Source organism: Gymnodinialimonas ulvae, assembly GCF_037543845.1.
GTDB lineage: Bacteria > Pseudomonadota > Alphaproteobacteria > Rhodobacterales > Rhodobacteraceae > Gymnodinialimonas > Gymnodinialimonas ulvae.
This window is the reverse complement of sequence record NZ_JBBIFX010000001.1, coordinates 416760-438235: the sequence shown is the minus strand read 5'-3', so window position 1 is coordinate 438235 and position 21476 is coordinate 416760. Positions and strand designations below refer to the sequence as shown.

Sequence of the window (21476 nt, the reverse complement as noted above, 5' to 3'; positions counted from 1 at the left end):
CGTTTCCTTGTCAGTCGACGTTCTGCAACCTGGCTTGCGCCGGATCACCGCACCCAATCCATCGCCAATGACGTTCACCGGCACGCAGACCTACCTACTGGGCGAGGGGGACATCGTGATCATCGACCCCGGCCCCTTGTCCGACATCCATCACGATGCGATTCTCGCAGCTCTTGCACCGGGCGAACGGATCGCGGGCATTCTGGTCACCCATTCCCACCTCGACCACGCGCCGCTTGCCGCACCTTTGTCAGCCACAACCGGCGCCAAGGTTTTAGCGGCAGGTCCGTCGGACTGGGGCCGCAGCGACGTGATGCAGGCGCTGGCCGAGACCGGAACCCTCGGCGGCGGCGAGGGGGTGGACGCAACATTCGCCCCAGACGAACAGATCGCGGAGGGCGATCGCATCTCCGGCTCCTGGGGCGAGATCGACGTACTGGAAACGCCCGGCCACATGGCCAACCACCTCAGCTTTGCGTGGAACGATGTCCTGTTTTCGGGCGATCTGGTGATGGAATGGTCGACCTCGCTGGTGTCACCGCCCGATGGCGACATGAGCGCGTTTTTCGCCTCGGTCGAGCGGCTGGCGCAGCGGGACGACCGGCTGTTCCTGCCCGGCCACGGCGCCGCCGTGACCACCCCCCGCGCGCGTTGCAAAGCGCTTTTGGAGCACCGCCGAGGCCGCGAAGCACAAATCCTACAAGCGCTGGCTGCGTTGGGCCCGGCAAACGCGGAAGACCTCGCCGCGCAGATCTACACCGACGTGGCCCCGGAATTGCGTCCGGCGGCGGCCCGAAATGTCTTGGCCCACCTGATCGATCTGTCCCAGCGCGGCCAGATCACCACCACCGGCCCGATCACGGCGGACACATCATTCCAAGCCGGATGAAATTTTCCAATTCCCCCACTGGACGCCCCAAAACCGCCTTGCTATACGCGCCCTCAGTTCCGGCGTAGCTCAGCGGTAGAGCAGTTGACTGTTAATCAATTGGTCGTAGGTTCGATCCCTACCGCCGGAGCCAATTTTTCCATATGAGATTGAAGAGGTAAGCGGCAACGCATGCTCATTGCGGCGAGGCTTGTTGCGCATGCAGAACCTGCAAGTGCCGCAGCGTTCAATCCAACCGCCGCAGGGCCTTGTGACAAATTGCAAGTATCTGTGTCTCGCAAGTCGCGCCAAAGCCTCCCGCCGCTCAAGGTAGGCGTCTATCGTTGGACGTTGTCGAGGCTCTGTCGTATCACGGGCGGAATTCCGTGCGTCCGACCGCAGATCTAAGCGCCCTGCGACGCGGCACCACATCGATATCAGCTGCCGTAAAGCCCTGCCGTTTTCCCGCGAAGGGCGATCAGGGCAAGAACCGTGTCGATGGTCGGCGTTGGTGTGTCGGTCACGCGACCGAGCTCTTTCACGGCGCCTACGAGGGCATCGATTTCCATCGGGCGGCCTTGGTCCAGATCCTGCAGCATCGACGTACGGTGCGCGCCAACATCGGCGCCGCCCTGGATACGGCGGTCCACGTCGATGGGAAATTTGACGCCAAGCTTCTCGGCAATCGTCTGCGCCTCCAGCATCATGTTGCGTGCAACGTCGCGGGTGCCGGGCTCGGTGCACAGTACATCGAGAGTGGCATGGGTCAGCGCCGAGATCGGGTTGAAAGACAGGTTGCCCCAGAGCTTCACCCAGATCTCATCGCGGATTTTCGGGCGTACCGGGGCCTTGAGGCCAGCAGCACCGAGGGCTTTGGACAAAGCCAGCGCGCGCTCGGATTTCGACCCGTCAGGCTCACCCAGGGAGAACCGATTGCCTTCGATGTGCTTCACGACACCGGGCTCGACCACCTCCGCCGCCGGATAGACGACGCAGCCCAACACGCGGTCCGGTCCGAAGCCGTCCCATTGCGCATTGCCGGGGTCCACGGTCCCCAGGCGGGTGCCGTCGAACGGTCCGCCCAGGTTGTGGAAATACCACCACGGTACGCCATTGACGCCCGAAACGATGGTGGTGTTCTCGCCGATGAGCGGCTGCATATGCGGGACGACGGCGGGGACCGAATGGGCCTTGAGCGTGACGATCACGTAATCCTGCGGCCCAAGATCGGCGGCATTGTCCGAGGCGGTGACGGGCACCGTCGTCTCGCCCGCCTCCTCGATCAGGCGCAGGCCGTTTTCGCGCATCGCCTTGAGGTGCGGGCCACGAGCCACGAGGCTGACGTCCGCGCCCGCCTGAGCCAATTTTGCGCCCATGTAGCCGCCGATGGCGCCTGCGCCGAAAATGCAGATTTTCATGGCTTTTCCCTCACCCCAGACCCAGTTTCTCGGCCAGCCCGATGCGTTGCAACTTGCCCGTCGCGCCCTTCGGGATCTCATCGAGGATCAGGACCTTGCGCGGCACTTTGAAGGCCGCGAGACGCTCGGACGCGAAATCGCGGATCTCACGGTCGGTGGCCGATTGTCCCTCCTTCAGAACCACGGCTGCGGCGACGTCTTCGCCCAGTTTGTCGTGGGGGACGGCGAAGGTCACGCATTGGCCGACAGCGGGATGGTCGGACAATACGCCATCGACCTCAAGCGGGCTGATTTTCTCGCCGCCGCGGTTTATGATTTCCTTCAGGCGGCCAGTCAAGGACAGGAACCCATCGGCATCGAACATGCCCTGGTCGCCGGTGCGGAACCAGCGCTTGCCCTCGGCCTCGAAGAAGTTCTTCTCATTGGCTTCCGGGTTGGCCTCATAGCCGGGCGTTACGTTGGGCCCAGAGATGGAGACTTCGCCGACACCATCGATTAGGCGGTCCTCGACCTCGTGTGCGATGCGCACCTCAGGGCCTGCAGCGAGACCCACAGCGCCAGGTTTCTGGCGGCCGGGCTCGATCGGATTGCAGCACATCTGGTGGGCCGCTTCGGTCATGCCGTAGGCTTCGACCACGGGCGCGCCGAAGGTCTCGGCCAATTGTGTCATGACCGGCCCCGGCAAGGACGACGACGACGAACGCAACAGGCGCAGGCGGGCGTTTTTGATGATCTCGGCATTGCGCGGCGCGCGGGCAAGGATGGCCTGGTGCATGGTCGGAACGGCGGTGTACCAGCTGGGGTCCACCCCTTCGAGCCAGCCGTAGAACTTGAGCGCATCAAATCCCGGCGCGCAGCTGATCGAGGCACCGGCGGCGAGCGATGCGCTGACCGCGGCAATCAGGCCGTGGATGTGAAACAGCGGCATGACGTTGAGGCAGCAATCGTCGGGCGTCAGGGCCAGCGAAGCGCGAATGTTCTCGGCAGACGCCGCCACGTTGGATTGCAGGAGTGGCACGATCTTGGGCCGCGATGTCGTGCCGGATGTGTGCAGGATCAAGGCGACATCATCGGCGGCGGGGGCAGCCTCGGGCGCGCTGCCTTCCATATCGGTGGAGAGCGTGAAACTGCCCGCAGGGTCCGTCGCGGTCAACTCGATCACGCCCATGCCAAAGCGGTTCGCAGCGGCGCGCGCGGGTCCGTCGTAGCCCGCCTCGACAATGATCGCGGACGCCTTCAGATCTTCGAGATAGAAGGCGAATTCGTCTTCCTTGTAGGCCGGGTTCAGGGGCGCGGTGGTGGCCGATTGCGCCACCGCGACAAAGGCCGCCGCCATCTCGGGCCCGTTGGGCAGCACAATCGCCACACGATCCTGTGCGCTGATACCGGCGCGGCGCAGAGTCTTGCGCACATCCTGGGTGAGCGCCTTGAGATCGGCATAGGTCATCCAGTCACGGCCGGGTGCGCCGATGGCGTTGGCGCCGTCTGGGTGCCGCTGGATCAGGTCTTCAAGTGTGTGCATGGTCTCGCTTTCCGTATCGCTAAGGGGGCGCGGGTTGTGGCGCCGCTCTATAGGGCAGTTCGGGTCTATTGGGTAGGTGTCAGTCCGTGGCCGCCTGCCGCTTGCGCCGGATCAGCTTCACGGCGGGCCACAGGATCAAGATGATCGCGATCACCATGATTGGCGCGGCGATGGGACGGGTGAAGAAGATCGACGGATCGCCCGAGGACAACAACAGCGATTGGCGCAAGGTCGGCTCGGCGATAGGGCCAAGAACGATGGCCAGAACGGCGGGGGCCAGCGGGTAGTCAAACTTGCGCATGAAGAATGCGGCGATGCCGAAGATCACGATCAGCCAAAGATCATGCATGCTCCGCGAGGCGGCGAAGCCCCCGATGATCGACAGCACGAAGATCAGCGGCGCGAGGATCGTGAACGGCATCCGCAACATCCACACGAACAGCGGGATGAACGCGAGGTTGATCAGAACCGCCACGAGGTTGGAGATATAGAATGACCCGATCAGGCCCCAGACGAATTCGCTTTCGTCCACGAACAGGCGCGGGCCGGGCGTCAGGCCCCACATGACCATGCCCCCAAGCAAGATCGCGGTGGTGGGCGAGCCGGGAATGCCGAGGGTCAGCATCGGCAGCATGGACCCGGTAGAGGCCGAATTATTGGCAGCCTCCGGAGCGGCGACGCCATCCGGAGAGCCACGGCCATATTCCTCGGGCGTGCGCGAGGTCATCTTGGCCACACCGTAGGCCATCAGCGAGCCCGGGGTGGCCCCCGCCGCAGGCAGGACGCCGACGAAAAAGCCGAGGATCGAGCCGATCCATGTGCCTTTCCAGCCCCTGCGCACGGCCTCCTTGGTGTCGGAGACAAGGCCGCGCGCGGTCATCTTTGGATTGGTTGTGGTGACCTCGCCGCGGGTTTGTTCGATGGTCCATAGCATCTCTCCAATGCCGTAGACGCCGATGGCCAGAACGATAAAGCCAATCCCGCGCAGGAAACCCTGGATGTCAAACAAAACAAGACGCGGCTCGCCGGAGATGGTGTCGAACCCGACCGTCGCGAGCACGAGGCCAAAGCAGATCGAGAAGATCGTCTTGGGGATGTCATCGCCGCCCAGGCCCACGAAGGTCGCGAAGGCCAGCAGCATCAGGGCAAAGATCTCCGGTGGTCCGAAAGACAGTGCCACATCAGCCAGAAGCGGCGCGAAAAGGCTGAAGAACACCGTGGCGACCGTGCCACCGACGAAGGAAGCAAGCGCCGCGGTCACCAGGGCGAGGCTCGCACGGCCCTGAAGCGCCAATGGCCGCCCGTCGAACGTGGTCGCCACGGCCGTTGAGGCCCCGGGAATGCCAAGCGCCACCGATGAAATCGCGCCGCCATACATCGCGCCATAGTAAATCGCGGCGAGGAAAATGATCGCGGATGCCGGCGGCACAAGGAACGTCACCGGCAACAGGATCGCCACCCCGTTGACCGATCCCAACCCGGGCATCGCGCCGATGAACAGCCCGACGGTCACCCCGACAACGATCAGCATCAGGTTGATCGGCTGTACCGCCGTGCCCACGCCGTCGGCAATTAATGAGAAGATTTCCATGGTGATCCTCGGTGGGGGGTGCGGGGCTGCGTCAATAAATGATGTCGTACATCATGTCGAAGAAGGGCTGCGTGAACGGCAGGCCCTGCGGCATCGAGATGTACATCGCGCCCTCGAAAAAGAAGAAGAGCCCGATCGGAAGGACGATGGCGATCGTCAGCGTCAAAAGCCAAGAATGCCGCCCCAGAAAGCGCAGGTAATAGACCAGAAACAGGCAGATCGCGCCATACATCGAGATGATCGGGATCAGGGCCACGAACCCCACGACACCGCCGCCCACAAGGGCGATCGTGCGCCATCCAAACCCATCCATCAAAGGCTCGTCGGTTGCCGAAGCGGGGCTAAGCCCGCGCCACCATTTCCACGCGATCGCCGCGCAGCTCAGCAGCATTCCGAACGACAACCAGAAGGGCCAGAAGCCACCGCCGGGGCCCTGCCCGCTGATGTATCCGATGGGAAGCTCGGTGCTCTTCCACATCAGATAGAGAGAAAGGAGGGCAAGAAGCCCTGCGAGAGATATCTCACCTTGGCGCATCCCTGCCCCCCTTCGTCCTTGATACAGCCCTAGCCGTCGATGTCGGCCAGAAGCTGGCGATGGGTTTCGACCTGCGTGGCCCAATAGGCGCGCGTCTCGGCCTCATCCATCGGCAGCGGCGACAGGCTTTCGGAGGCAAGGTATTCCTGCCAATCGTCGCCTTCATAGACCTGACCGAAGACCTCGCGGTAGTAGGCTGCGGCCTCGTCCGACATACCCGGCGCGCCGACAATGGCCCGCTGGTTGTAGTAGGAGAAGTCATGCCCCAGCTCGCGCATTGTGGGCACGTCCGGGTAGGCCGGCATCCGCTCGTCCGAGAAGGCCAGAAGCGGAACGAAATCGCCCGCCGCGTAGAAGCCGTTGGCCTCGGCGGGATTGTTCACCGTGGCCATGATCTGCTGACCCGCAAGGTCGCGGGCCACAGCGCCGCCGCCGTCGTAGGGAATGTAGTTGATGTCAAGGTCATAGGCCGAGGACATGAACGCGATGACGATCGAGTCTTCCTGACCCGAACCAGTGCCGCCCATTACGTATTCGCCGTCCATTTCGCGGACCGTTTCGACGAATTCGTCAAAGGTGGTGATGCCGGACTCGGTGTGGACCCAAAGAACGAAAGGATCGACGCCCATCATGGTGATCGGCGTGAACGTCTCGATATCGACGCCCAGGCCATCTTGCCGGATCGGGGTGGTGTAGAAGGAATTCAGCGTCACCATCAACGTGTGATCGGCATCGCGCGCCTCATTGAGGTGCAACAACGCCTCGGCACCGGACCCACCGCCACGGTTCGTCGGGATCAGGGGACGGTTCATCATGTCGTTCGCTTCGACGACGGATTGCACGAAGCGCGCGATCTGGTCCGCACCACCGCCAGCACCGGCCATGATCGTGAAATCGACCGGGCGCGTCGGTTCCCAATCCTGCGCGGTGGCAGAGACGGGCAATGTGGCAAGGGCGCTGCTTGCAGCCAGCCCAAGGAAAAGCCGTTTGGTAAGTTTCATGATGTAGTCCTCCCTAAAGATGTCCGTTCCTGTGGACGGGTCGTATTGGTTCAATTTCGGCCTGATTTCGATTTAAGGTGTCTCCGATCACCGTTGCGCCCTGGTCGGTCAAGGCGGGTCTAATGCGCCATCAATATGGGCATTTCGGTTCGGTCGACGATGCGTTCCGTGTTGCCACCGAACAGCATCTCGGTCTCGTGGCTATGGCTGTAGGCGCCGGTAACAAGCAGACTGGCCCCGATGCTTTCGCAGGTCTTCAGAAGCTCGGTGGCGGGATCTTTGCCGTCGAAGCGCACGATTTCGGCGGTGATACCGCGATGCGCGTAATAGTCGACCAACTCTTTCTCGGTCGGTCCGCTGGTCTGCACCTTGCCCCCGGTCAGGATGCTGATGCGCTCGGCGCGGTGCATGATGTCGAGTGAGGACGCGACGGCCCGCGCGGCGGGCAGCGATCCGTTCCACCCAATCGCCACGTGTTGCGCGAAAGTAGCGTCCGGTTGCAATTGCCCCGGGCAGATCAGCACAGGCCGACCCGCCCCATAGAGCGCTGATTTCAATGAACTTTGGCCCAGATTGCGTTCGCGCTGAGGCTTTGGCAGCACGATGATATCCGACAGACGCCCCGCATGTTTGACGACGTCGGCCATGCGGCCCTTTTCCTCGGTGAAGGTGCAGCGCAGGCCGCCTTGTGCGTCGGGATCGTCGTTTAGCCCGAATTCCCGAGCGAGGCGGTGCAGAATCCGCCGCAGGTGGTCTTCCTGCTGGTTCGCAAGCTCGCTGGCCTGCTCCATCATGACCTTGCGGGCGAAATCACTCAGGGGCATGCCATGTGGCATCATATCCTTGGCCTGCGCCCGACAATGAACAACGTTAACCGTTGCATCGTGTTTCTTCGCAAGCTCTGCGGCATGGGCCAAAACGGTTGCGACCATGCCATCACCGCGCACCGGGACGAGGATTGATTTGATCACCGTATCACCTCTCCGCTGCGCCTACGCTGCGTCCTGCAGCCGTTTCATGGACCAGTGAGTGGCGTTTCCGCCGGGGCAACCACCGATGTGCCGCACTAAGATAGCCGCACGATTATTTCGTCAACAGAGATTTCATCGCAACAAACTTACCAAGTCATTTTATCGTTCGTTTTTAAGCCCTTGTTAAGAAATATTTTTTCGTACGCCTTGGTATACCGACGTGTCTGCGGCACAAATGCAGGGTTTGGGCCCTCGCAGGGTTCGGTTTGGAAAAATTCCTGTAGAAGATTCGGAGGGCGATGGGAGCAATTGCCCATCTCCGGTTCACGACCCGGAGCCGAACAAGCGCCCCTGCGCCGGACGGCATGCAGAGCAAATGTCCCCACCTATTATCGAAGGATCAGGACAAGAACCGCCCGCCAAGAGCATTCCAGCAGCAGCCAGAATACACAGCGGCGGCGCGGCTGTTCGCGCTACGCTTGCGGCGCCGCCATCGTCACACCGACACGTCCGATCCCCTCGATCACAACATCAACCGCCATGCCCGGCTTGACCGGCCGTGCGCCGATGGACGTGCCACAGGCGATCAGGTCGCCGGGATGGAGCGTCATGTCCCGGGACAGGCAACTGACGATCTGCGCAGGCGACAGGATCATGTCCGCGGCGGGATAGGACTGCCGCTCCCGGTCGTTGACAAGCACGGTGATCGTCAACTGACGCCAATCCACGTCCGTCTCGATCACCGGCCCGACAACGCCAAAGCCATCAAAGCTCTTGGCACGGGTCCATTGCGGGAACGACGGGTCGGCATTCAGAACATCCAGCGACGTGAAATCGTTGATGCAGGTGTATCCGAATATGGCGGCATCGGCCTGCTCGGGGGAGATGTTCTTGCAGGTCTGCCCGATCACGATCCCAAGCTCGCCCTCAAACACCACGCGCCCGGCAGACGCGGGCATCACAACCTCTGCGCCAGGGCCGCTGACCGAGGTGTTGGCCTTGAAAAAGTACAAAGGATGCTCGGGATGTGCCATGCCGCCCTTTTCGGCGGCCGCTTTGAAATTGTTCCAAAGGCCGATGAACTTACCCGGCACGACGGGGGGCAGTTGGGTCAATTCATCCAGTGCAACCGGCTCGCCGGTGGCTACGTCTGATCCCAGCGAGGCGCGCGGGTGCAGCATGCCGTCTGCAAGCACACCTGTCACGTCGGTGCCGTCGCCCTGTCGTCCGCGTGCCCATTTCATCCTGACATCTCCTTCATGAAAAAACCGACGGCCAACGCCATCTGCCTTGCTGGAGGCCACGTTTCTCCATTTTACGAGGGGGAGGCAATCGCTTTTCTGACGAGGGATTGCGGCGCCATCTTTTGCCGAGAACGGGGCCAGTCGGGCGCGGGCGCTAGCGACTGTTGCAGCAGATTGCGTGCCTTGGCGGGCGAATGAGACATCAAGCAAAAGGGGTGCTGGCCCGGTGCCCTGCGACGAGACAGGGTGAAGTGCAAAGCACCGGGCCTGGCCTGATTTAGCCGAAAATGAAATCCTCGGATGTCAGGCTGTCCACCGAGTCGAGTACGATGTTAAGGCGATCACCGTCACCGAAATTGAAGGTAGCGGATACCGCATCGCCGGCATCGCGGACCCGGGTCAGGGTGCCGAGGAAATCGTCGAGCGTTTCGATCCCATCGACGCTGATCTGCAATTTATCATCGCCGAGCAGGTCGAAATTGCGGATGCGGTCAAAGCCATCACCCTCGTTGAAGACGAAGGTGTCGTCGCCCGTGCCGCCGTCGAGAACGTCGCGCCCCGTTCCGCCCGCGAGGACATCGTCACCGTCACCGCCGGTCAAGCGGTCGTTCCCGCCGTTGCCATTGAGCACATCGTCGCCGGTGCCACCGCGCAGGTTGTCGCGGCCCTCGCCACCTTCGAGTTGGAGGCCGGGCTCCGGTTCGGGTTGAGGATTGCGCTCGATCTGCTCTGAGACCGAGTCGATGATCACGCGTGGGCCATCAGGGTCGGCGTTTCCTGTACCACCTTGGGTGATCTCGAGGACGGCGTTTTCGGGGATGTCACCTTCCACCGCGACGTCGTCACCATCCTGGGTTACACGAATGATTTGCGGGCCTGCGGGCGCATCAGCGGCTTCGACCGCCGGGGCTTCGGGCGCGGGTTGCGCGCCGGGTGTTGCGACGACTTCGATCGAGTTGCTGACAACCTCACTGCGAAGTTCGGGCTCACCCGTGCCGCTCGCCGGGGTCTGAACGTTGTTGGATTCTGCCTGTTCAAGGGCACGGGCCTCCTGCTCGGCGCGCCAAGCCGCAATACGCTCGCGGACACTCAAGAAAGAACGGGATGGGGTCATAATGGATATCTCCTGTATGTGTTACGGATCAGGGAAAAGGATTGAAATCGTGATCGCCGGGCGGTTTAGACGCGACAAACTTGACGCTGTAAAATCACATCCCATGGAGAGAATGTGAGAGATCGAATTGAATAAAATCCGCCGGTCAGGTGTAACGCGCGGACCGCATGCATCTGTCAAATTACCGATAGCTTAGATACTTTTGCTTCATCGATGTCCGGGCAAACCTTCGACGCATCCGCAATTATTTACGCAGCTTTTTTCTGTGCCCTACAACCGGCGCGGGTGCGACGATGGTTGCGCGTGATGGGACAGCACGCCAAACGGGCCAATTAACCTGACCGAGGCCCGACCCAGAACTGCTGATATGGGCGGCTCGAACGCTGAAACGTGTGCATTTCGGAGGGTCGAACTTCGGGAATCTCGTGGTATGCCTGCACGGTTACAGGGGCGGCTACATCGTGGCCCATCCGGTGGCGAAAACCTGTCGACGTCGGGTCTGGACGCAAAACGCAATTCCGGCATACCGGAAAGGTCCAGTCCCCCAAGAGCCGTGCGGCTCCTGCGCTCACCCCTTTAAGAAATTGAAATTACGTTATTTTTACAGGTTTCCTGAAATTCCGTTAAGGTTTTTACAAAACGATGTTTCGCAAACGCGCCAAAGTGGAGTGCAAAAGTTTCGTCCTCCATAGTCAAGGTGAGGGATTTCGCAGGAGGATGCGGGATCGCTCGTATCATGGGAGGAATACATGAGTTTTTCGAAAGTCTCGCGCCGCGGGGTTCTTAAGGCTGGCGCCGCGTCTGGTGCCGCTCTGGCCACGCCGACGCTGTTCACAAGTGCTGTCTGGGCCGATGGCCACACCGGCTTCACCAATGCGCCGGGCGAAGGCTCGGTCACACTCGGCTTCAACGTGCCCCAAACCGGCGCCTATGCCGATGAGGGTGCGGACGAGCTGCGCGCCTACCGCCTCGCGGTTGCCCACCTCAACGGTGAAGGCGATGGCGGCATGCTCAACACCTTCTCCGAGCGCAACCTCGACGGCACCGGCATTCTGGGCCGCCGCGTCGAATATGTGACCGGTGACACGCAGACCAACTCCGACGCCGCACGCGCTTCGGCACGCTCGATGATCGAACGCGACAACGCGATCATGATCACCGGCGGCTCGTCTTCCGGCGTGGCCGTGGCCGTACAAAGCTTGTGTCAGGATGCGGGCGTGATCTTCATGGCGGGTCTCACCCACGCCAATGACACCACCGGCAAGGATCGCCGGGCCAATGGCTTCCGTCACTTCTTCAACACCGAGATGACGGGCCGCGCTCTGGCACCGATCTTGGAAGGCCTCTATGGCGGCGACCGGAAGGCTTATCACCTCACCGCCGACTACAACTGGGGCTGGAGCCAGGAACGCTCGATCCGTTCCTATACCGAAGGCCTCGGCTGGGAGACGGTGAACTCGGTTCTGACGCCGGTGGGCGCGGGCGACTTCTCGTCGTACCTCACGCCAGTTGCGAACTCGGGCGCGGACGTGCTGATCCTGAACCACTACGGTGGCGACATGGTCAACTCGCTCACGCAGGCGGTGCAGTTCGGTTTGCGCGACATGGTCGCCAACAACAAGGACTTCGCCGTTGTGGTTCCGCTGTTCTCGCGCCTGATGGCGCAGGGTGCGGGCTCCGCGATTGCGAACATCCACGGTTCCACCAACTGGCACTGGTCGCTGCAGGACGAAGGCTCACAGGCGTTCACGCGTTCCTTCGGCACCGAATACGGCTTCCCGCCGTCGCAGGCCGCCCATACGTGCTACGTGCAGACGCTGCTTTATGCGGATGCCGTGACGCGCGCCGGGACGTTCAACCCCTGCGGTGTCGACGAAGCCCTCGCCGATTTCGAGTTCGACGGTCTGGGCAATGGCCCGACCCTTTATCGTGCAGCCGATCACCAGTGCTTCAAGGATGTGCTGGTCGTGCGCGGGAAAGAGAACCCCGAAAACGAGTATGACCTTCTGGAAGTTGTGGAAGTCACCCCGCGTGACGCCGTCACCTATCCGGTCGACCACCCCGACTTCGTCGAAGGTCAGCTTGGGTCCTGTAACCCCGGCGCCTGAGGCGTTTCACAACAAAAACCGGACCCGGGCGCCATCACGCGCCCGGGCCATGCTTGACGCTGGCCGGGCCCACATGCCCGCGCGCAGATTTTTGGGGACCCAGGGACAATGATGGAATCGATCATCCTTCAGTTGCTGAACGGATTGGACAAGGGATCGGCCTATTCGCTGATCGCGCTTGGCCTGACACTGATCTTCGGCACACTCGGCGTTGTGAACTTCGCCCACGGCGCGCTGTTCATGATGGGCGCGTTCATCGCGGTTACGCTGAACAATGTGCTTGGCATCTCGTTCGAGGTCGAGGATCCGACGCGCACCGACTTCCTTGGCAACGCCATGATGGTCGACACGCCCTATGTCGTGCATTGGTTCGGCGAAAACGTCGGCAGTTTCCTGATTGACTGGTCGGTCCCGATCGCGGTCGTGGTCGCCATCCCCCTGATGGCGCTGATCGGCGTTGCGATGGAACGCGGATTGATCCGCTTCTTCTACAAGCGCCCCCATGCGGACCAGATCCTTGTGACCTTCGGCCTCGCCATCGTCCTGCAAGAGATCATCAAGGCCTTTTACGGCGCCAACCCGATCCCGACCCCTGCCCCCGAAGCCTTCGTGGGCTCCTTCGATGTCGGGCAGCTTCTGGGCTTCGATCCCTTCGCAATCATGTATCCCTATTGGCGCCTGGTGTATTTCTTCTTCGCCGCTCTGATCATCGGATTGGTTTTTGCGTTTCTGCAATTCACAACCTTCGGCATGGTGGTCCGGGCCGGTATGGCCGACCGCGAAACCGTTGGGCTTCTGGGCATCGACATCGACAAGCGCTTTGTCACCATGTTCGCCATTGCCGCCATCGTCGCGGGACTGGCAGGCGTGATGTACACCCCGATCCTGTCGCCCAACTACCATATCGGGATGGACTTCCTGGTGCTGAGCTTCGTGGTCGTCGTGGTCGGTGGCATGGGCTCACTGCCCGGCGCCGTCGCCGCCGGCTTCCTTCTGGGCATCCTGCAAAGCTTCGCGTCCATGTCATGGATCATCGAACTGATCCCAGGCATCAACCAGGTGGTGATCTACCTCGTCGCAATCGTCATCTTGCTGACCCGTCCGCGTGGCCTGATGGGCCGCAAGGGCGTGATGGAGGAATAAGAATATGCTGGGTCTCAACGCAAAAGACGCACGGCTCTACATCATCGTATTGGTCATGCTGGTCTTCGCCCCCTTCTTCCTCAACCCGTTTCCCGATGGCTCCGGCATGGCGCAATTCAACGCGGGCTATCCCGACATGATGCAGCGCCTGGTGATCTTCGGGCTCTTCGCGGTGGGGTTCAACATCCTGTTCGGATTGACCGGCTACCTCTCGTTCGGCCACGCGGCCTTCCTTGGGATCGGCTCCTATGCCGGGGTGTGGATGTTCAAGCTGCTGACGATGAACGTGATCCCGGCGCTGATCGTGTCGACCATCGTAGCGGGCCTGTTCTCGCTTCTGATCGGCTACATTTCACTGCGCCGGTCGGGCATCTATTTCTCGATCCTGACGCTGGCCTTCGCGCAAATGTGCTACAGCCTCGCCTATTCGGTGCTCACGCCGATCACCGGCGGCGAGACCGGCCTGCAACTGGCCCTCGATGATCCCCGTATCATCGGCGTGCCGCAGACCGAGGCCGGCAACATCCCCGTGCCGCACCTGTTCGGCTTGCCGATGAACGCCACCACGACGCTTGATATCGGGGCATGGTCGTTCACTTTTTCGGTCGGCTACTATTTCGCAGCCGTTGTGTTTGCGCTGGCCTTCTACTTCACCATCCGCCTGTTCCGGTCGCCATTCGGCCTGATGCTGCGCGCGGTGAAGTCGAACCAGAGCCGGATGAGCTACACCGGCCTGAATGCGCGGCCCTACACACTGGCGGCCTTCGTGATCTCGGGCATGTTCGCGGGCCTCGCGGGCGGTCTGATGGTGTCGATGGACCCCCTCGCAGGCGCCGAGCGCATGCTGTGGACCGCCTCGGGCGAGGTCGTTTTGATGACCATCCTGGGCGGGGTCGGAACGCTGATCGGCCCGATCCTGGGCGCGGGCCTGATCACCTATCTCGAAGCGATCATTTCGACGATCAACTCGTCGGTGCTGCATGAATGGTTCGCGCCCCTGCCCGACGGGCTGGAGAACCTTCTGGTCAACATCATCTATCCCTTCGTCGGCTCCGGCTGGCACCTGACCCTGGGCCTTGTGTTCATGATCGTGGTGATTTTCCTGCCCGGCGGGATCGTGGAAGGCGGGCGCAAGATCTACGGCCTGTTCTCGCGCAAGAGCAAAGACCCGGGCGCCGTGCCGCCCAGTCCCGCCCCCCAACCCGGCCCCGGTGAGTAAGGAACGCAACGATGGGACTTCTTGAAGTCAAGAATGTGAACAAACGCTTTGGTGGCCTTCAGGCGCTTGGCGATGTGAACCTCGACGTGATGGAAGGCACCTGCCATGCCATCATCGGCCCCAACGGCGCGGGCAAGTCCACGTTGCTGAACGTGCTGGTAGGCAAGCTGAAGCCTGACACCGGGTCGGTCACCTTCGAGGAGCGCAATGTTCTGGGGCGCAAACCGCACCAGATCAACCAGATGGGCATCAGCCGCGTGTTCCAGACGCCCGAAATCTTCGGCGACCTGAGCGTGATGGAGAACATGCTGATCCCTTGCCTTGCGCGTCGGGACGGTTCCTACGCGTTGCATGCCATCACGTCGATCCGCTCCGAAAAGGCCCTGAACGCCGAGGCCGAGGGCATGCTCGACGAGGTGAACATGCTTTCCAAGCGTGACATGCAGGCCAGCTCGCTCTCGCGCGGCGACAAACGGCGTCTTGAGATGGCGATGTGCCTCGTGCAGCAGCCCCGGCTGTTGTTGCTGGACGAACCGACTGCGGGCATGGCGCGCGCCGATACCAACAACACCATCGAGCTCCTCAAGGAGATCAAGGAAAAGCGCAACATCACCATGGCGATCATCGAGCACGACATGCATGTCGTCTTCTCGCTGGCCGACAGGATCACCGTTCTGGCCCAGGGCACGCCGCTGGTCGAAGACACGCCGGAAAACATCAAGGGCCACCCGAAGGTCCGCGAAGCCTACCTTGGCGAAACACAGGTCTGAGGGGGGATACAGACATGAACGAGAAACCCGAGTTCGACCGATCCACCAACTTCTCAAGCCACGCCCCGGCGTTCCTTTCGGTTTGGGAGATCGACGCCTATTACGACGAAAGCTACATCGTCCAGCACGTGTCCTTCAACGTGCACGAGGGCGAGATCCTCGCCCTTCTGGGCCGCAACGGGGCCGGCAAGACCTCTACCCTGCGCACCATCGCACGGGTCGATGACCCGGAGTTGCGCCATGGCGAAATCTGGCTCGACCATCAGCCGTTGCACAAGATGAAAAGCCATGAGGCCGCGGGCGTTGGCATCGGACTTGTCCCCGAAGATCGGCGGATCATCCCCGGCCTGACGGTGGAAGAAAACCTGAAGTTGGCGCAGATCGCCCCGCCCATCGGCTGGTCGTTCGAGCGCCTTTATGAACTGTTCCCCCGCCTGGGCGAGCGCCGCAAGCAGGAGGGCGTGACGCTTTCGGGCGGCGAGCAACAAATGCTCTCCATCGCCCGCGCATTGGCCCGCGACGTGAAGGTTTTGTTGCTGGACGAACCCTATGAAGGCCTGGCGCCCGTCATCGTGCAGGAAATCGCCAAGACGCTCGACATCATCCGCGAACAGGGGATCACCACCGTGATCGTCGAACAGAACGCCATCGCGGCACTCAACCTCGCCGACAGGGCCGTGATCCTCGACACCGGCAGCGTGGTGTTCGACGGCTCCGCCAAGGAAGTGCTCGACAACAAGGAATTGCGCGAAGAATACCTCGCAATCTGACGCGGCGCGTATCCGCAACGGAATTGGCCCGTGGCATGTCCGCGGGCCTTCTCTTTTTGAAGGCCTCCTTACACTCTCCACCTTGTGACCACCGCTCGTGTAAGGCAAGCTTACCAAGTGACCATTCGCCTGCTCAAAACCTTCGTCGCCGTCGCGGACACCAAGACCTTCAGCGCAGCCGCCGATGTGGTCCATGTCACCCATGCAGCCGTCAGCCAGCAGATGCGCAGTCTGGAAGAGGACCTCGGCCTCGCCCTGTTCGACCGCTCCACCCGCACGCCCACACTGACCCCCATCGGGCAGCAGGTGGCTGCGCGCGCCCGGCGTCTGATCGCCGATTACGACGGATTGGCCAGCGCCGTCTTGTCCGATGACGGGCTAAGCGGGACCCTTAATCTGGGCGCGCTGCGCACCACTTTGACCGGCCTGACCCCGCGCGCCATGGCCATTCTAAAGGCGCGCTTTCCCGAGGTCGGCCTGCACATCCGCCCCGGCCTGACCAGTGCGCTTCTGACCGATGTTCAGCGCGGGGAGCTTGATGCCACCCTCGCCTCGCGGCCCCACCTTCTGCCCGCGGGTCTGGTTTTCCACGACCTCGCGCGCGAGCCGCTGGAACTGATCACCGCCCCGCACGATGTTGAGGATGATCCACTCACCCTTCTGGCGACGCGGCCCTACATCAGGTTCAATCGCGACGCGGTCGTCGGCACATTGATCGACAATTGGATCGTCTCCCAAGGCCTGCGCGTGTCCGAGACGATGGAACTGGACGGGCTGGAGGCGATCACCAGCATGGTCCATGCCAATCTGGGCGTTTCGATTATCCCTCGACTGGCCGTTCCGCCGGCCGACGCCGTGCCCGTCAAACGTCTGCCACTTGGCCCCGACGCGCCCTCCCGGATCGTGGGCCTCGCCCACGCCGAAACACCACTCAAGGCCCGCGCGATCGAGGAAGTTCTCGCCGCCCTTCGCCACGTGCTGAAAGATGCGCATGCCCGTTGAAACGATTTTCTTTCTGGTGCTCGGCGCCGCTGCGGGGGGCTTCATCAACGGCCTGTCGGGCACCGGTACCGCGCTGTTTGCACTGGGGTTCTACCTCGTGGTTCTCGACCCGGTCACAGCCGTGGCTATCGTGGCGTTGATGTCGGTCGTCGCAGGCGTTCAGGGCCTTTGGGTCGTGCGCGCATCCATCTTCGACCACCCCAAACGCCTGTTGCGCTTTGTCCTGCCCGGGCTCGTCGGAGTACCCGTCGGCATCTGGCTGCTCAGCGGGCTCGACACCGCCGTATTGCGTTTTGGCGTGGCCGGGTTCCTGATCCTGTACGGCGGCTATTTCGCGTTTCGCCGCGCCCTTCCCGCCTTCACCCGTCGCACGCCAGTCATCGACGCCGCCATCGGGGGCATCGGCGGCGTGCTCGGCGGCGCTGCGGGCATGTCCGGGGCGCTTCCGTCGATGTGGATGTCGCTGCGCCCCTGGACCAAATTCGAAACCCGCGCCGTGCTGCAACCGTTCAATATGGTCATGCTGACGACCACTGTTGTGCTGCTGTACTGGCGCGGTGCCTATGAGGGCGCGCTGCCTGCGCTGGCGATCACCATCCCCAGCGGATTACTCGCGGCTCAGGTCGGGATCTACGTCTTCCGACGGCTCAGCGACACTGGCTTTCGGCGCATCCTGATCCTGTTGTGCCTCGCGATGGGCGTCGGCATCCTGCTCAGCGAGCTGACCTAGATCACCTCATCGGTGCGGTCGTCGCTCTCGCCATAGCGCTTGAGGACCGCGGGCTTCGTGCCCTCGTAGACCCGCGCGACATTCTCTGCGATCTTCGCGTTCTCGCGCTCGAACAGGCAATTCCCGTTGAAATCCGAGGCCACGATAAACGGCCCCATCCGGTTGCATTTGATCACCCACATCGCCTGCGCGAGGCCAAGCTCTTCGTTCCAATGCACGGCCTCCACATTCTCCACCCCGCGCCCCAACAACGCGCCGGTCCCGTAGCCGACGGTCGACAGATACACCGCGCCGTTGGGCACGAAATATTCCTTGTAATCCTTCGACGTCATCCCGCCCTTGCCCACGATCAGCTTCGCGCCGGTCTTGGCCATCCATTCCGGCAACCACTTGGCAAACCGGAACGAGGCGGTGGCCGTCACCGCGCCCATGTCGAACGAGCCGTCGGGGTTGATCCGCGCCGCCGGAGAGCAATGGAAGTTGGCCGCCGATTGGCTCGGAAGCTCCATCGGGATGTTCGCCTGATCTTCCAGCGCGCGCATGTAAACACCCTCGCGCGCCGTATACATCAGCCCCGACAGGTAAACGACATCGCCAAGCCGCAATTGCGCGATGTCTTCGTCACTGGGCGTGGTCGAAAGGATGATTTCGCGCGGGGCCATCAAATTTCTCCCAGATGTTCGAACGTTTGGGCCAGTGATCTATGCAAGGCAAAGACAGCCTTGCGCACCCAGTGGTTTTTTCGGTGAATAACCAACGTCATTCAGCAGCCTCCCGGGCCGGTTCCCACTCGACGGTTTCCCGGCGCTGATAATTGGTGAACCAATCAGGGTCGGTCCGGTGTTCAACGCGGCCATCGGCATGGATGCGCGCAACCGCCCTGCGCGACGACAAACAGAACGCATGCACCGACATCGGCATGCCGCCCGTGTGGCAGTAACCCACCTCGATATTGCAATCGATCACCATGTTTTTGCCCACAAATCCCATGGCACCCATGCCGATGGAATTGCCAAGTTCCTTGAACTCGTCCTCCATCTCGGCGATGCGCGGATCACTGTTGCGGCTGCCCACCGTGCGTAGGATCGAGGCCCGTTTGCCAAGCACCATGCAGGTGTCCTTCGACCCGCCAAGCCCGATCCCGATAATTGCGGGTTGGCACGCAAGGCCGCGCTTGCCGAATGCCATCAAGCTGTCGAGGTAGAAGCGCTTGATCCCCTGAATCCCGTCGGACGGGAACAGCATCCGGTAATCGGTGCCGAACAACCCGCCCTTGTGCACGGTGATCAGGTCGATCCACTCGCCCTCGGGTTCAAAGCCGTATTCGATCTCGGGCGCGCCGATGCCGACGTTGTTGTCATGGTCCGTCCGCCACAGCGGATGCACACGGTTGGGCCTGAGTGGCACCCCGTTGGTGGCGCTGGCCGTTGCCCGGCGCAACGCGGCCTCCAACGCGATCATGCCGCCCTCTACCTGCGCCTCGTTGCCCATCTTCACAAACCACCGCGGCACGCCCGTGTCCCCGCACATCGCGCGGCGGTCTTCCTTTGCGGCCTCGTAATTGTCCAACATCGCCTTGAGCACGAACGATGACAGATCCCCGTCTTCCGTCTTGGCAGCCTTTTGCAACCCGTCGAGGTAATCCTGCGGGATCTCAATCGCGGCCTTGTCCATCAGGGTTTCGGCCGTTTGTTGTATCAGGTTAATCGGTATCATTGTGCTGCCACCAATGTTTCGGGTTCGCCTTCGGGCAGGATCGTCTCGCCCGGGCGGACGATGGTGAATTGAACGGGCTCACGGGTGACTTTAACCCCATCCCCGTCCATCCGCGCCACGGTAAACTCGCTGTCGTCCATCGCGCCGGGATCGGGGAAATCTTCGCGGAAATGCGCGCCGCGTGAATTTTCGCGCGCGATCCCCGCCTGCGCGATCACGTCCGAGATATCACAAAGCGACCGCAGGTTAAGCCAATCATGCCACGTCAGATTGAACGCCAGATTGCTGTCATCGACACCGACCTCCATCAACGCGTCCGACACCTCGGCGATCCCGGTCAATCCGCGCCTCATGCCGGCCTTGGTCCGCATCACGCCGACCTCTTCCCACATCACCTCCTGCAATTGCTTGCGCAGCGGCAGGATCAGGTCGGGGGTTTTCGATAACGGGTAAATCGCGCGCGCGACCTCGGCGTTGAGCACGTCTTCATCCGGCTCGCGCAGGGTCATGCCACGCACATCGCGGCCCATCGTGTCCCCGGCAATCCCGCCGTAAACCGTTGAATTCGCAACGCCGTTGCCGCCCAAACGGTTCGATCCGTGGGCCCCGCCCGCATCCTCTCCGGCGACGTATAGGCCTTCCATCGCCGTGCGCGTGTCCACGTCCACGACCACGCCCCCCATGAAGTAATGCGCCGTCGGCACGACCTCGACCTTGCCCGCCGCAAGGTCAAATCCACTATCGGCGCAGCGTTTGACCATGCCTTTGAACTTCTGCGCCACCCATTCCGGCCCGAGGTGCGACATCGAAATGAACACGCCCTCCTGCTCGGGATTGTTGTTCTTGCGCATCTCAGCATAGATCCCGCGGCTCACCACATCTCGGGTCGCGCGTTCGCCCTTGCCGTCGTAATCGAACATGAACCGTTGCCCGGAATGGCTGATCAATTGCCCGCCCGCGCCGCGCAACCCTTCCTCCAGCACCGTGCCGGTCATCCGGGTGTGATCGCCCGCCAAAAGCCCTGTGGGGTGGAACTGCACCATCTCCATATCGCGCAAGCTCAGGCCCGCGCGCAATGCCATCGCAAGGCCATCCATCGTCTTGTCGCCCGAGGGCGTATGATATTTGTACATCGTCGGGCCGCCGCCGGTCGCCATCAGCACCGTCTTGGCGCGCACGAACCGGAACCCGCCCGTGCGCATGTCGATCATCAAAACACCGGCCAGGGCGCTGCCATCTTTCGTCGGGATCAGGCCAATCGCGCGATGCTCCTGAAGCTTTTCGACACCGCTGGCCAACACCTTTTCCATCAATCTGTTAATGATTTCGATGCCCGTCAGGTCGCCCTTATGCACCGTGCGGTCCGCCGTCTGGCCCGCGAAAGCCTTCTGGTGCAGCGTGCCGTCGGAATTGCGATCAAAGAAACACCCGACCTCGTTTTCCAACTCACGGATGCGCACCACGGCCTGTTCGCACAGACGCCACGCCATGTCCTGATTGGGCAGCCATTTGCCCCCGTTGATCGTGTCCATGAAATGCCGCTCAACGCTGTCGCCGCCGCCAAGCGCCACGTTATAGCCGCCCTGCACCATCCGCGTGCAGCCGCATTTTCCGATCAAGCCTTTGACCGCGATAGTAATTTTTGTGCCCTCCGGCGCGCTCTGTTGCGCATGAAGCGCCGCGAAAAGGCCCGCGCCCCCGGTGCCGAGGATCAGGATATCTGTGTCGTGGCGTTCAATCGAAACTGTCATATT

Annotated in this window: 19 protein-coding genes and 1 tRNA gene; 9 read left to right on the top strand and 11 right to left on the bottom strand. The window is 62.0% G+C overall.

All coding sequences use genetic code 11. The features are described 5' to 3' along the window. Positions 1 to 7: 7 nt before the first annotated feature. A complete protein-coding gene (locus V8J83_RS02125) occupies positions 8 to 889 on the top strand; it encodes an MBL fold metallo-hydrolase (RefSeq protein ID WP_339982998.1) in 882 nt (293 codons plus the stop codon). A gap of 58 nt (positions 890 to 947) precedes the next feature. Continuing rightward, positions 948 to 1022, top strand: a tRNA-Asn gene (locus tag V8J83_RS02120). A gap of 283 nt (positions 1023 to 1305) precedes the next feature. On the opposite strand, the gene V8J83_RS02115 is transcribed toward V8J83_RS02120, so the two are convergent. The 8 genes from V8J83_RS02115 to V8J83_RS02080 all read right to left on the bottom strand — a co-directional run bounded on the left by V8J83_RS02115 (position 1306) and on the right by V8J83_RS02080 (position 10264). Then, complete coding sequence (locus tag V8J83_RS02115; protein WP_339982995.1) at positions 1306 to 2286, bottom strand: 2-dehydropantoate 2-reductase; 981 nt, start codon at positions 2284 to 2286, stop codon at positions 1306 to 1308. Between the two features lie 10 nt (positions 2287 to 2296). Further along, a complete protein-coding gene (locus tag V8J83_RS02110) occupies positions 2297 to 3808 on the bottom strand; it encodes an acyl--CoA ligase (protein WP_339982993.1) in 1512 nt (503 codons plus the stop codon). A gap of 79 nt (positions 3809 to 3887) precedes the next feature. Continuing rightward, entirely contained in the window at positions 3888 to 5399 is a 1512-nt protein-coding gene (locus V8J83_RS02105) for a tripartite tricarboxylate transporter permease (protein WP_339982991.1), read from the bottom strand. A 31-nt stretch (positions 5400 to 5430) separates the two neighbouring features. Next, on the bottom strand, positions 5431 to 5934 hold the full coding sequence (locus V8J83_RS02100; RefSeq protein ID WP_339982989.1) for a tripartite tricarboxylate transporter TctB family protein: 504 nt from the start codon (positions 5932 to 5934) through the stop codon (positions 5431 to 5433). Between the two features lie 29 nt (positions 5935 to 5963). Next, positions 5964 to 6935 carry a Bug family tripartite tricarboxylate transporter substrate binding protein gene (locus V8J83_RS02095; protein ID WP_339982987.1) on the bottom strand — a complete coding sequence of 324 codons (972 nt, stop codon included), beginning with the start codon at positions 6933 to 6935 and terminating at the stop codon, positions 5964 to 5966. 119 nt (positions 6936 to 7054) lie between these two features. After that, positions 7055 to 7906: a universal stress protein gene (locus V8J83_RS02090; RefSeq protein ID WP_339982985.1), complete on the bottom strand. Its 852-nt coding sequence runs from the start codon at positions 7904 to 7906 to the stop codon at positions 7055 to 7057. A 473-nt stretch (positions 7907 to 8379) separates the two neighbouring features. Continuing rightward, the gene (locus V8J83_RS02085; protein WP_339982982.1) at positions 8380 to 9150 is read right to left on the bottom strand and encodes a fumarylacetoacetate hydrolase family protein; all 771 of its coding nucleotides are present in this window, start codon (positions 9148 to 9150) and stop codon (positions 8380 to 8382) included. 277 nt (positions 9151 to 9427) lie between these two features. Then, positions 9428 to 10264 carry a calcium-binding protein gene (locus V8J83_RS02080; RefSeq protein ID WP_339982981.1) on the bottom strand — a complete coding sequence of 279 codons (837 nt, stop codon included), beginning with the start codon at positions 10262 to 10264 and terminating at the stop codon, positions 9428 to 9430. 749 nt (positions 10265 to 11013) lie between these two features. Here V8J83_RS02080 and V8J83_RS02075 point away from each other — a divergent pair. The 7 genes from V8J83_RS02075 to V8J83_RS02045 all read left to right on the top strand — a co-directional run bounded on the left by V8J83_RS02075 (position 11014) and on the right by V8J83_RS02045 (position 18006). Further along, entirely contained in the window at positions 11014 to 12372 is a 1359-nt protein-coding gene (locus tag V8J83_RS02075) for a substrate-binding protein (RefSeq protein ID WP_339982979.1), read from the top strand. Positions 12373 to 12483: 111 nt separating this feature from the next. Continuing rightward, a complete protein-coding gene (locus tag V8J83_RS02070) occupies positions 12484 to 13515 on the top strand; it encodes a branched-chain amino acid ABC transporter permease (protein WP_339985939.1) in 1032 nt (343 codons plus the stop codon). 4 nt (positions 13516 to 13519) lie between these two features. Beyond that, on the top strand, positions 13520 to 14734 hold the full coding sequence (locus V8J83_RS02065) for a branched-chain amino acid ABC transporter permease (protein ID WP_339982976.1): 1215 nt from the start codon (positions 13520 to 13522) through the stop codon (positions 14732 to 14734). 11 nt (positions 14735 to 14745) lie between these two features. Next, the gene (locus V8J83_RS02060; RefSeq protein WP_339982974.1) at positions 14746 to 15504 is read left to right on the top strand and encodes an ABC transporter ATP-binding protein; all 759 of its coding nucleotides are present in this window, start codon (positions 14746 to 14748) and stop codon (positions 15502 to 15504) included. Between the two features lie 14 nt (positions 15505 to 15518). Further along, positions 15519 to 16274 carry an ABC transporter ATP-binding protein gene (locus V8J83_RS02055; protein ID WP_339982971.1) on the top strand — a complete coding sequence of 252 codons (756 nt, stop codon included), beginning with the start codon at positions 15519 to 15521 and terminating at the stop codon, positions 16272 to 16274. A gap of 117 nt (positions 16275 to 16391) precedes the next feature. Beyond that, positions 16392 to 17276, top strand: a complete 885-nt coding sequence (locus V8J83_RS02050) for a LysR family transcriptional regulator (RefSeq protein ID WP_339982969.1) — start codon at positions 16392 to 16394, stop codon at positions 17274 to 17276. Beyond that, the gene (locus V8J83_RS02045) at positions 17266 to 18006 is read left to right on the top strand and encodes a sulfite exporter TauE/SafE family protein (protein WP_339982967.1); all 741 of its coding nucleotides are present in this window, start codon (positions 17266 to 17268) and stop codon (positions 18004 to 18006) included. Before V8J83_RS02050 ends, V8J83_RS02045 begins: the two co-directional genes overlap by 11 nt. Here V8J83_RS02045 and V8J83_RS02040 read toward each other — a convergent pair. The 3 genes from V8J83_RS02040 to V8J83_RS02030 form a co-directional block, all read right to left on the bottom strand. Further along, positions 18003 to 18668: a fumarate hydratase C-terminal domain-containing protein gene (locus V8J83_RS02040; RefSeq protein WP_339982964.1), complete on the bottom strand. Its 666-nt coding sequence runs from the start codon at positions 18666 to 18668 to the stop codon at positions 18003 to 18005. The two genes, V8J83_RS02045 and V8J83_RS02040, sit on opposite strands and share 4 nt — an antisense overlap. Positions 18669 to 18765: 97 nt before the next feature. Next, the gene (locus V8J83_RS02035; protein WP_339982962.1) at positions 18766 to 19722 is read right to left on the bottom strand and encodes a fumarate hydratase; all 957 of its coding nucleotides are present in this window, start codon (positions 19720 to 19722) and stop codon (positions 18766 to 18768) included. Continuing rightward, positions 19719 to 21473, bottom strand: a complete 1755-nt coding sequence (locus tag V8J83_RS02030) for an L-aspartate oxidase (protein WP_339982960.1) — start codon at positions 21471 to 21473, stop codon at positions 19719 to 19721. Before V8J83_RS02030 ends, V8J83_RS02035 begins: the two co-directional genes overlap by 4 nt. Positions 21474 to 21476 lie beyond the last annotated feature (3 nt).

Bases quoted from the DNA above. Each gene is read 5' to 3' on its own strand.
- V8J83_RS02115 (WP_339982995.1), bottom strand. From the start codon at position 2,286: ATGAAAATCTGCATTTTCGGCGCAGGCGCCATCGGCGGCTACATGGGC.
- V8J83_RS02110 (WP_339982993.1), bottom strand. From the start codon at position 3,808: ATGCACACACTTGAAGACCTGATCCAGCGGCACCCAGACGGCGCCAAC.
- V8J83_RS02105 (WP_339982991.1), bottom strand. From the start codon at position 5,399: ATGGAAATCTTCTCATTAATTGCCGACGGCGTGGGCACGGCGGTACAG.
- V8J83_RS02100 (WP_339982989.1), bottom strand. From the start codon at position 5,934: ATGCGCCAAGGTGAGATATCTCTCGCAGGGCTTCTTGCCCTCCTTTCT.
- V8J83_RS02095 (WP_339982987.1), bottom strand. From the start codon at position 6,935: ATGAAACTTACCAAACGGCTTTTCCTTGGGCTGGCTGCAAGCAGCGCC.
- V8J83_RS02085 (WP_339982982.1), bottom strand. From the start codon at position 9,150: ATGAAATGGGCACGCGGACGACAGGGCGACGGCACCGACGTGACAGGT.
- V8J83_RS02080 (WP_339982981.1), bottom strand. From the start codon at position 10,264: ATGACCCCATCCCGTTCTTTCTTGAGTGTCCGCGAGCGTATTGCGGCT.
- V8J83_RS02075 (WP_339982979.1), top strand. From the start codon at position 11,014: ATGAGTTTTTCGAAAGTCTCGCGCCGCGGGGTTCTTAAGGCTGGCGCC.
- V8J83_RS02070 (WP_339985939.1), top strand. From the start codon at position 12,484: ATGGAATCGATCATCCTTCAGTTGCTGAACGGATTGGACAAGGGATCG.
- V8J83_RS02065 (WP_339982976.1), top strand. From the start codon at position 13,520: ATGCTGGGTCTCAACGCAAAAGACGCACGGCTCTACATCATCGTATTG.
- V8J83_RS02060 (WP_339982974.1), top strand. From the start codon at position 14,746: ATGGGACTTCTTGAAGTCAAGAATGTGAACAAACGCTTTGGTGGCCTT.
- V8J83_RS02055 (WP_339982971.1), top strand. From the start codon at position 15,519: ATGAACGAGAAACCCGAGTTCGACCGATCCACCAACTTCTCAAGCCAC.
- V8J83_RS02045 (WP_339982967.1), top strand. From the start codon at position 17,266: ATGCCCGTTGAAACGATTTTCTTTCTGGTGCTCGGCGCCGCTGCGGGG.
- V8J83_RS02040 (WP_339982964.1), bottom strand. From the start codon at position 18,668: ATGGCCCCGCGCGAAATCATCCTTTCGACCACGCCCAGTGACGAAGAC.
- V8J83_RS02035 (WP_339982962.1), bottom strand. From the start codon at position 19,722: ATGATACCGATTAACCTGATACAACAAACGGCCGAAACCCTGATGGAC.
- V8J83_RS02030 (WP_339982960.1), bottom strand. From the start codon at position 21,473: ATGACAGTTTCGATTGAACGCCACGACACAGATATCCTGATCCTCGGC.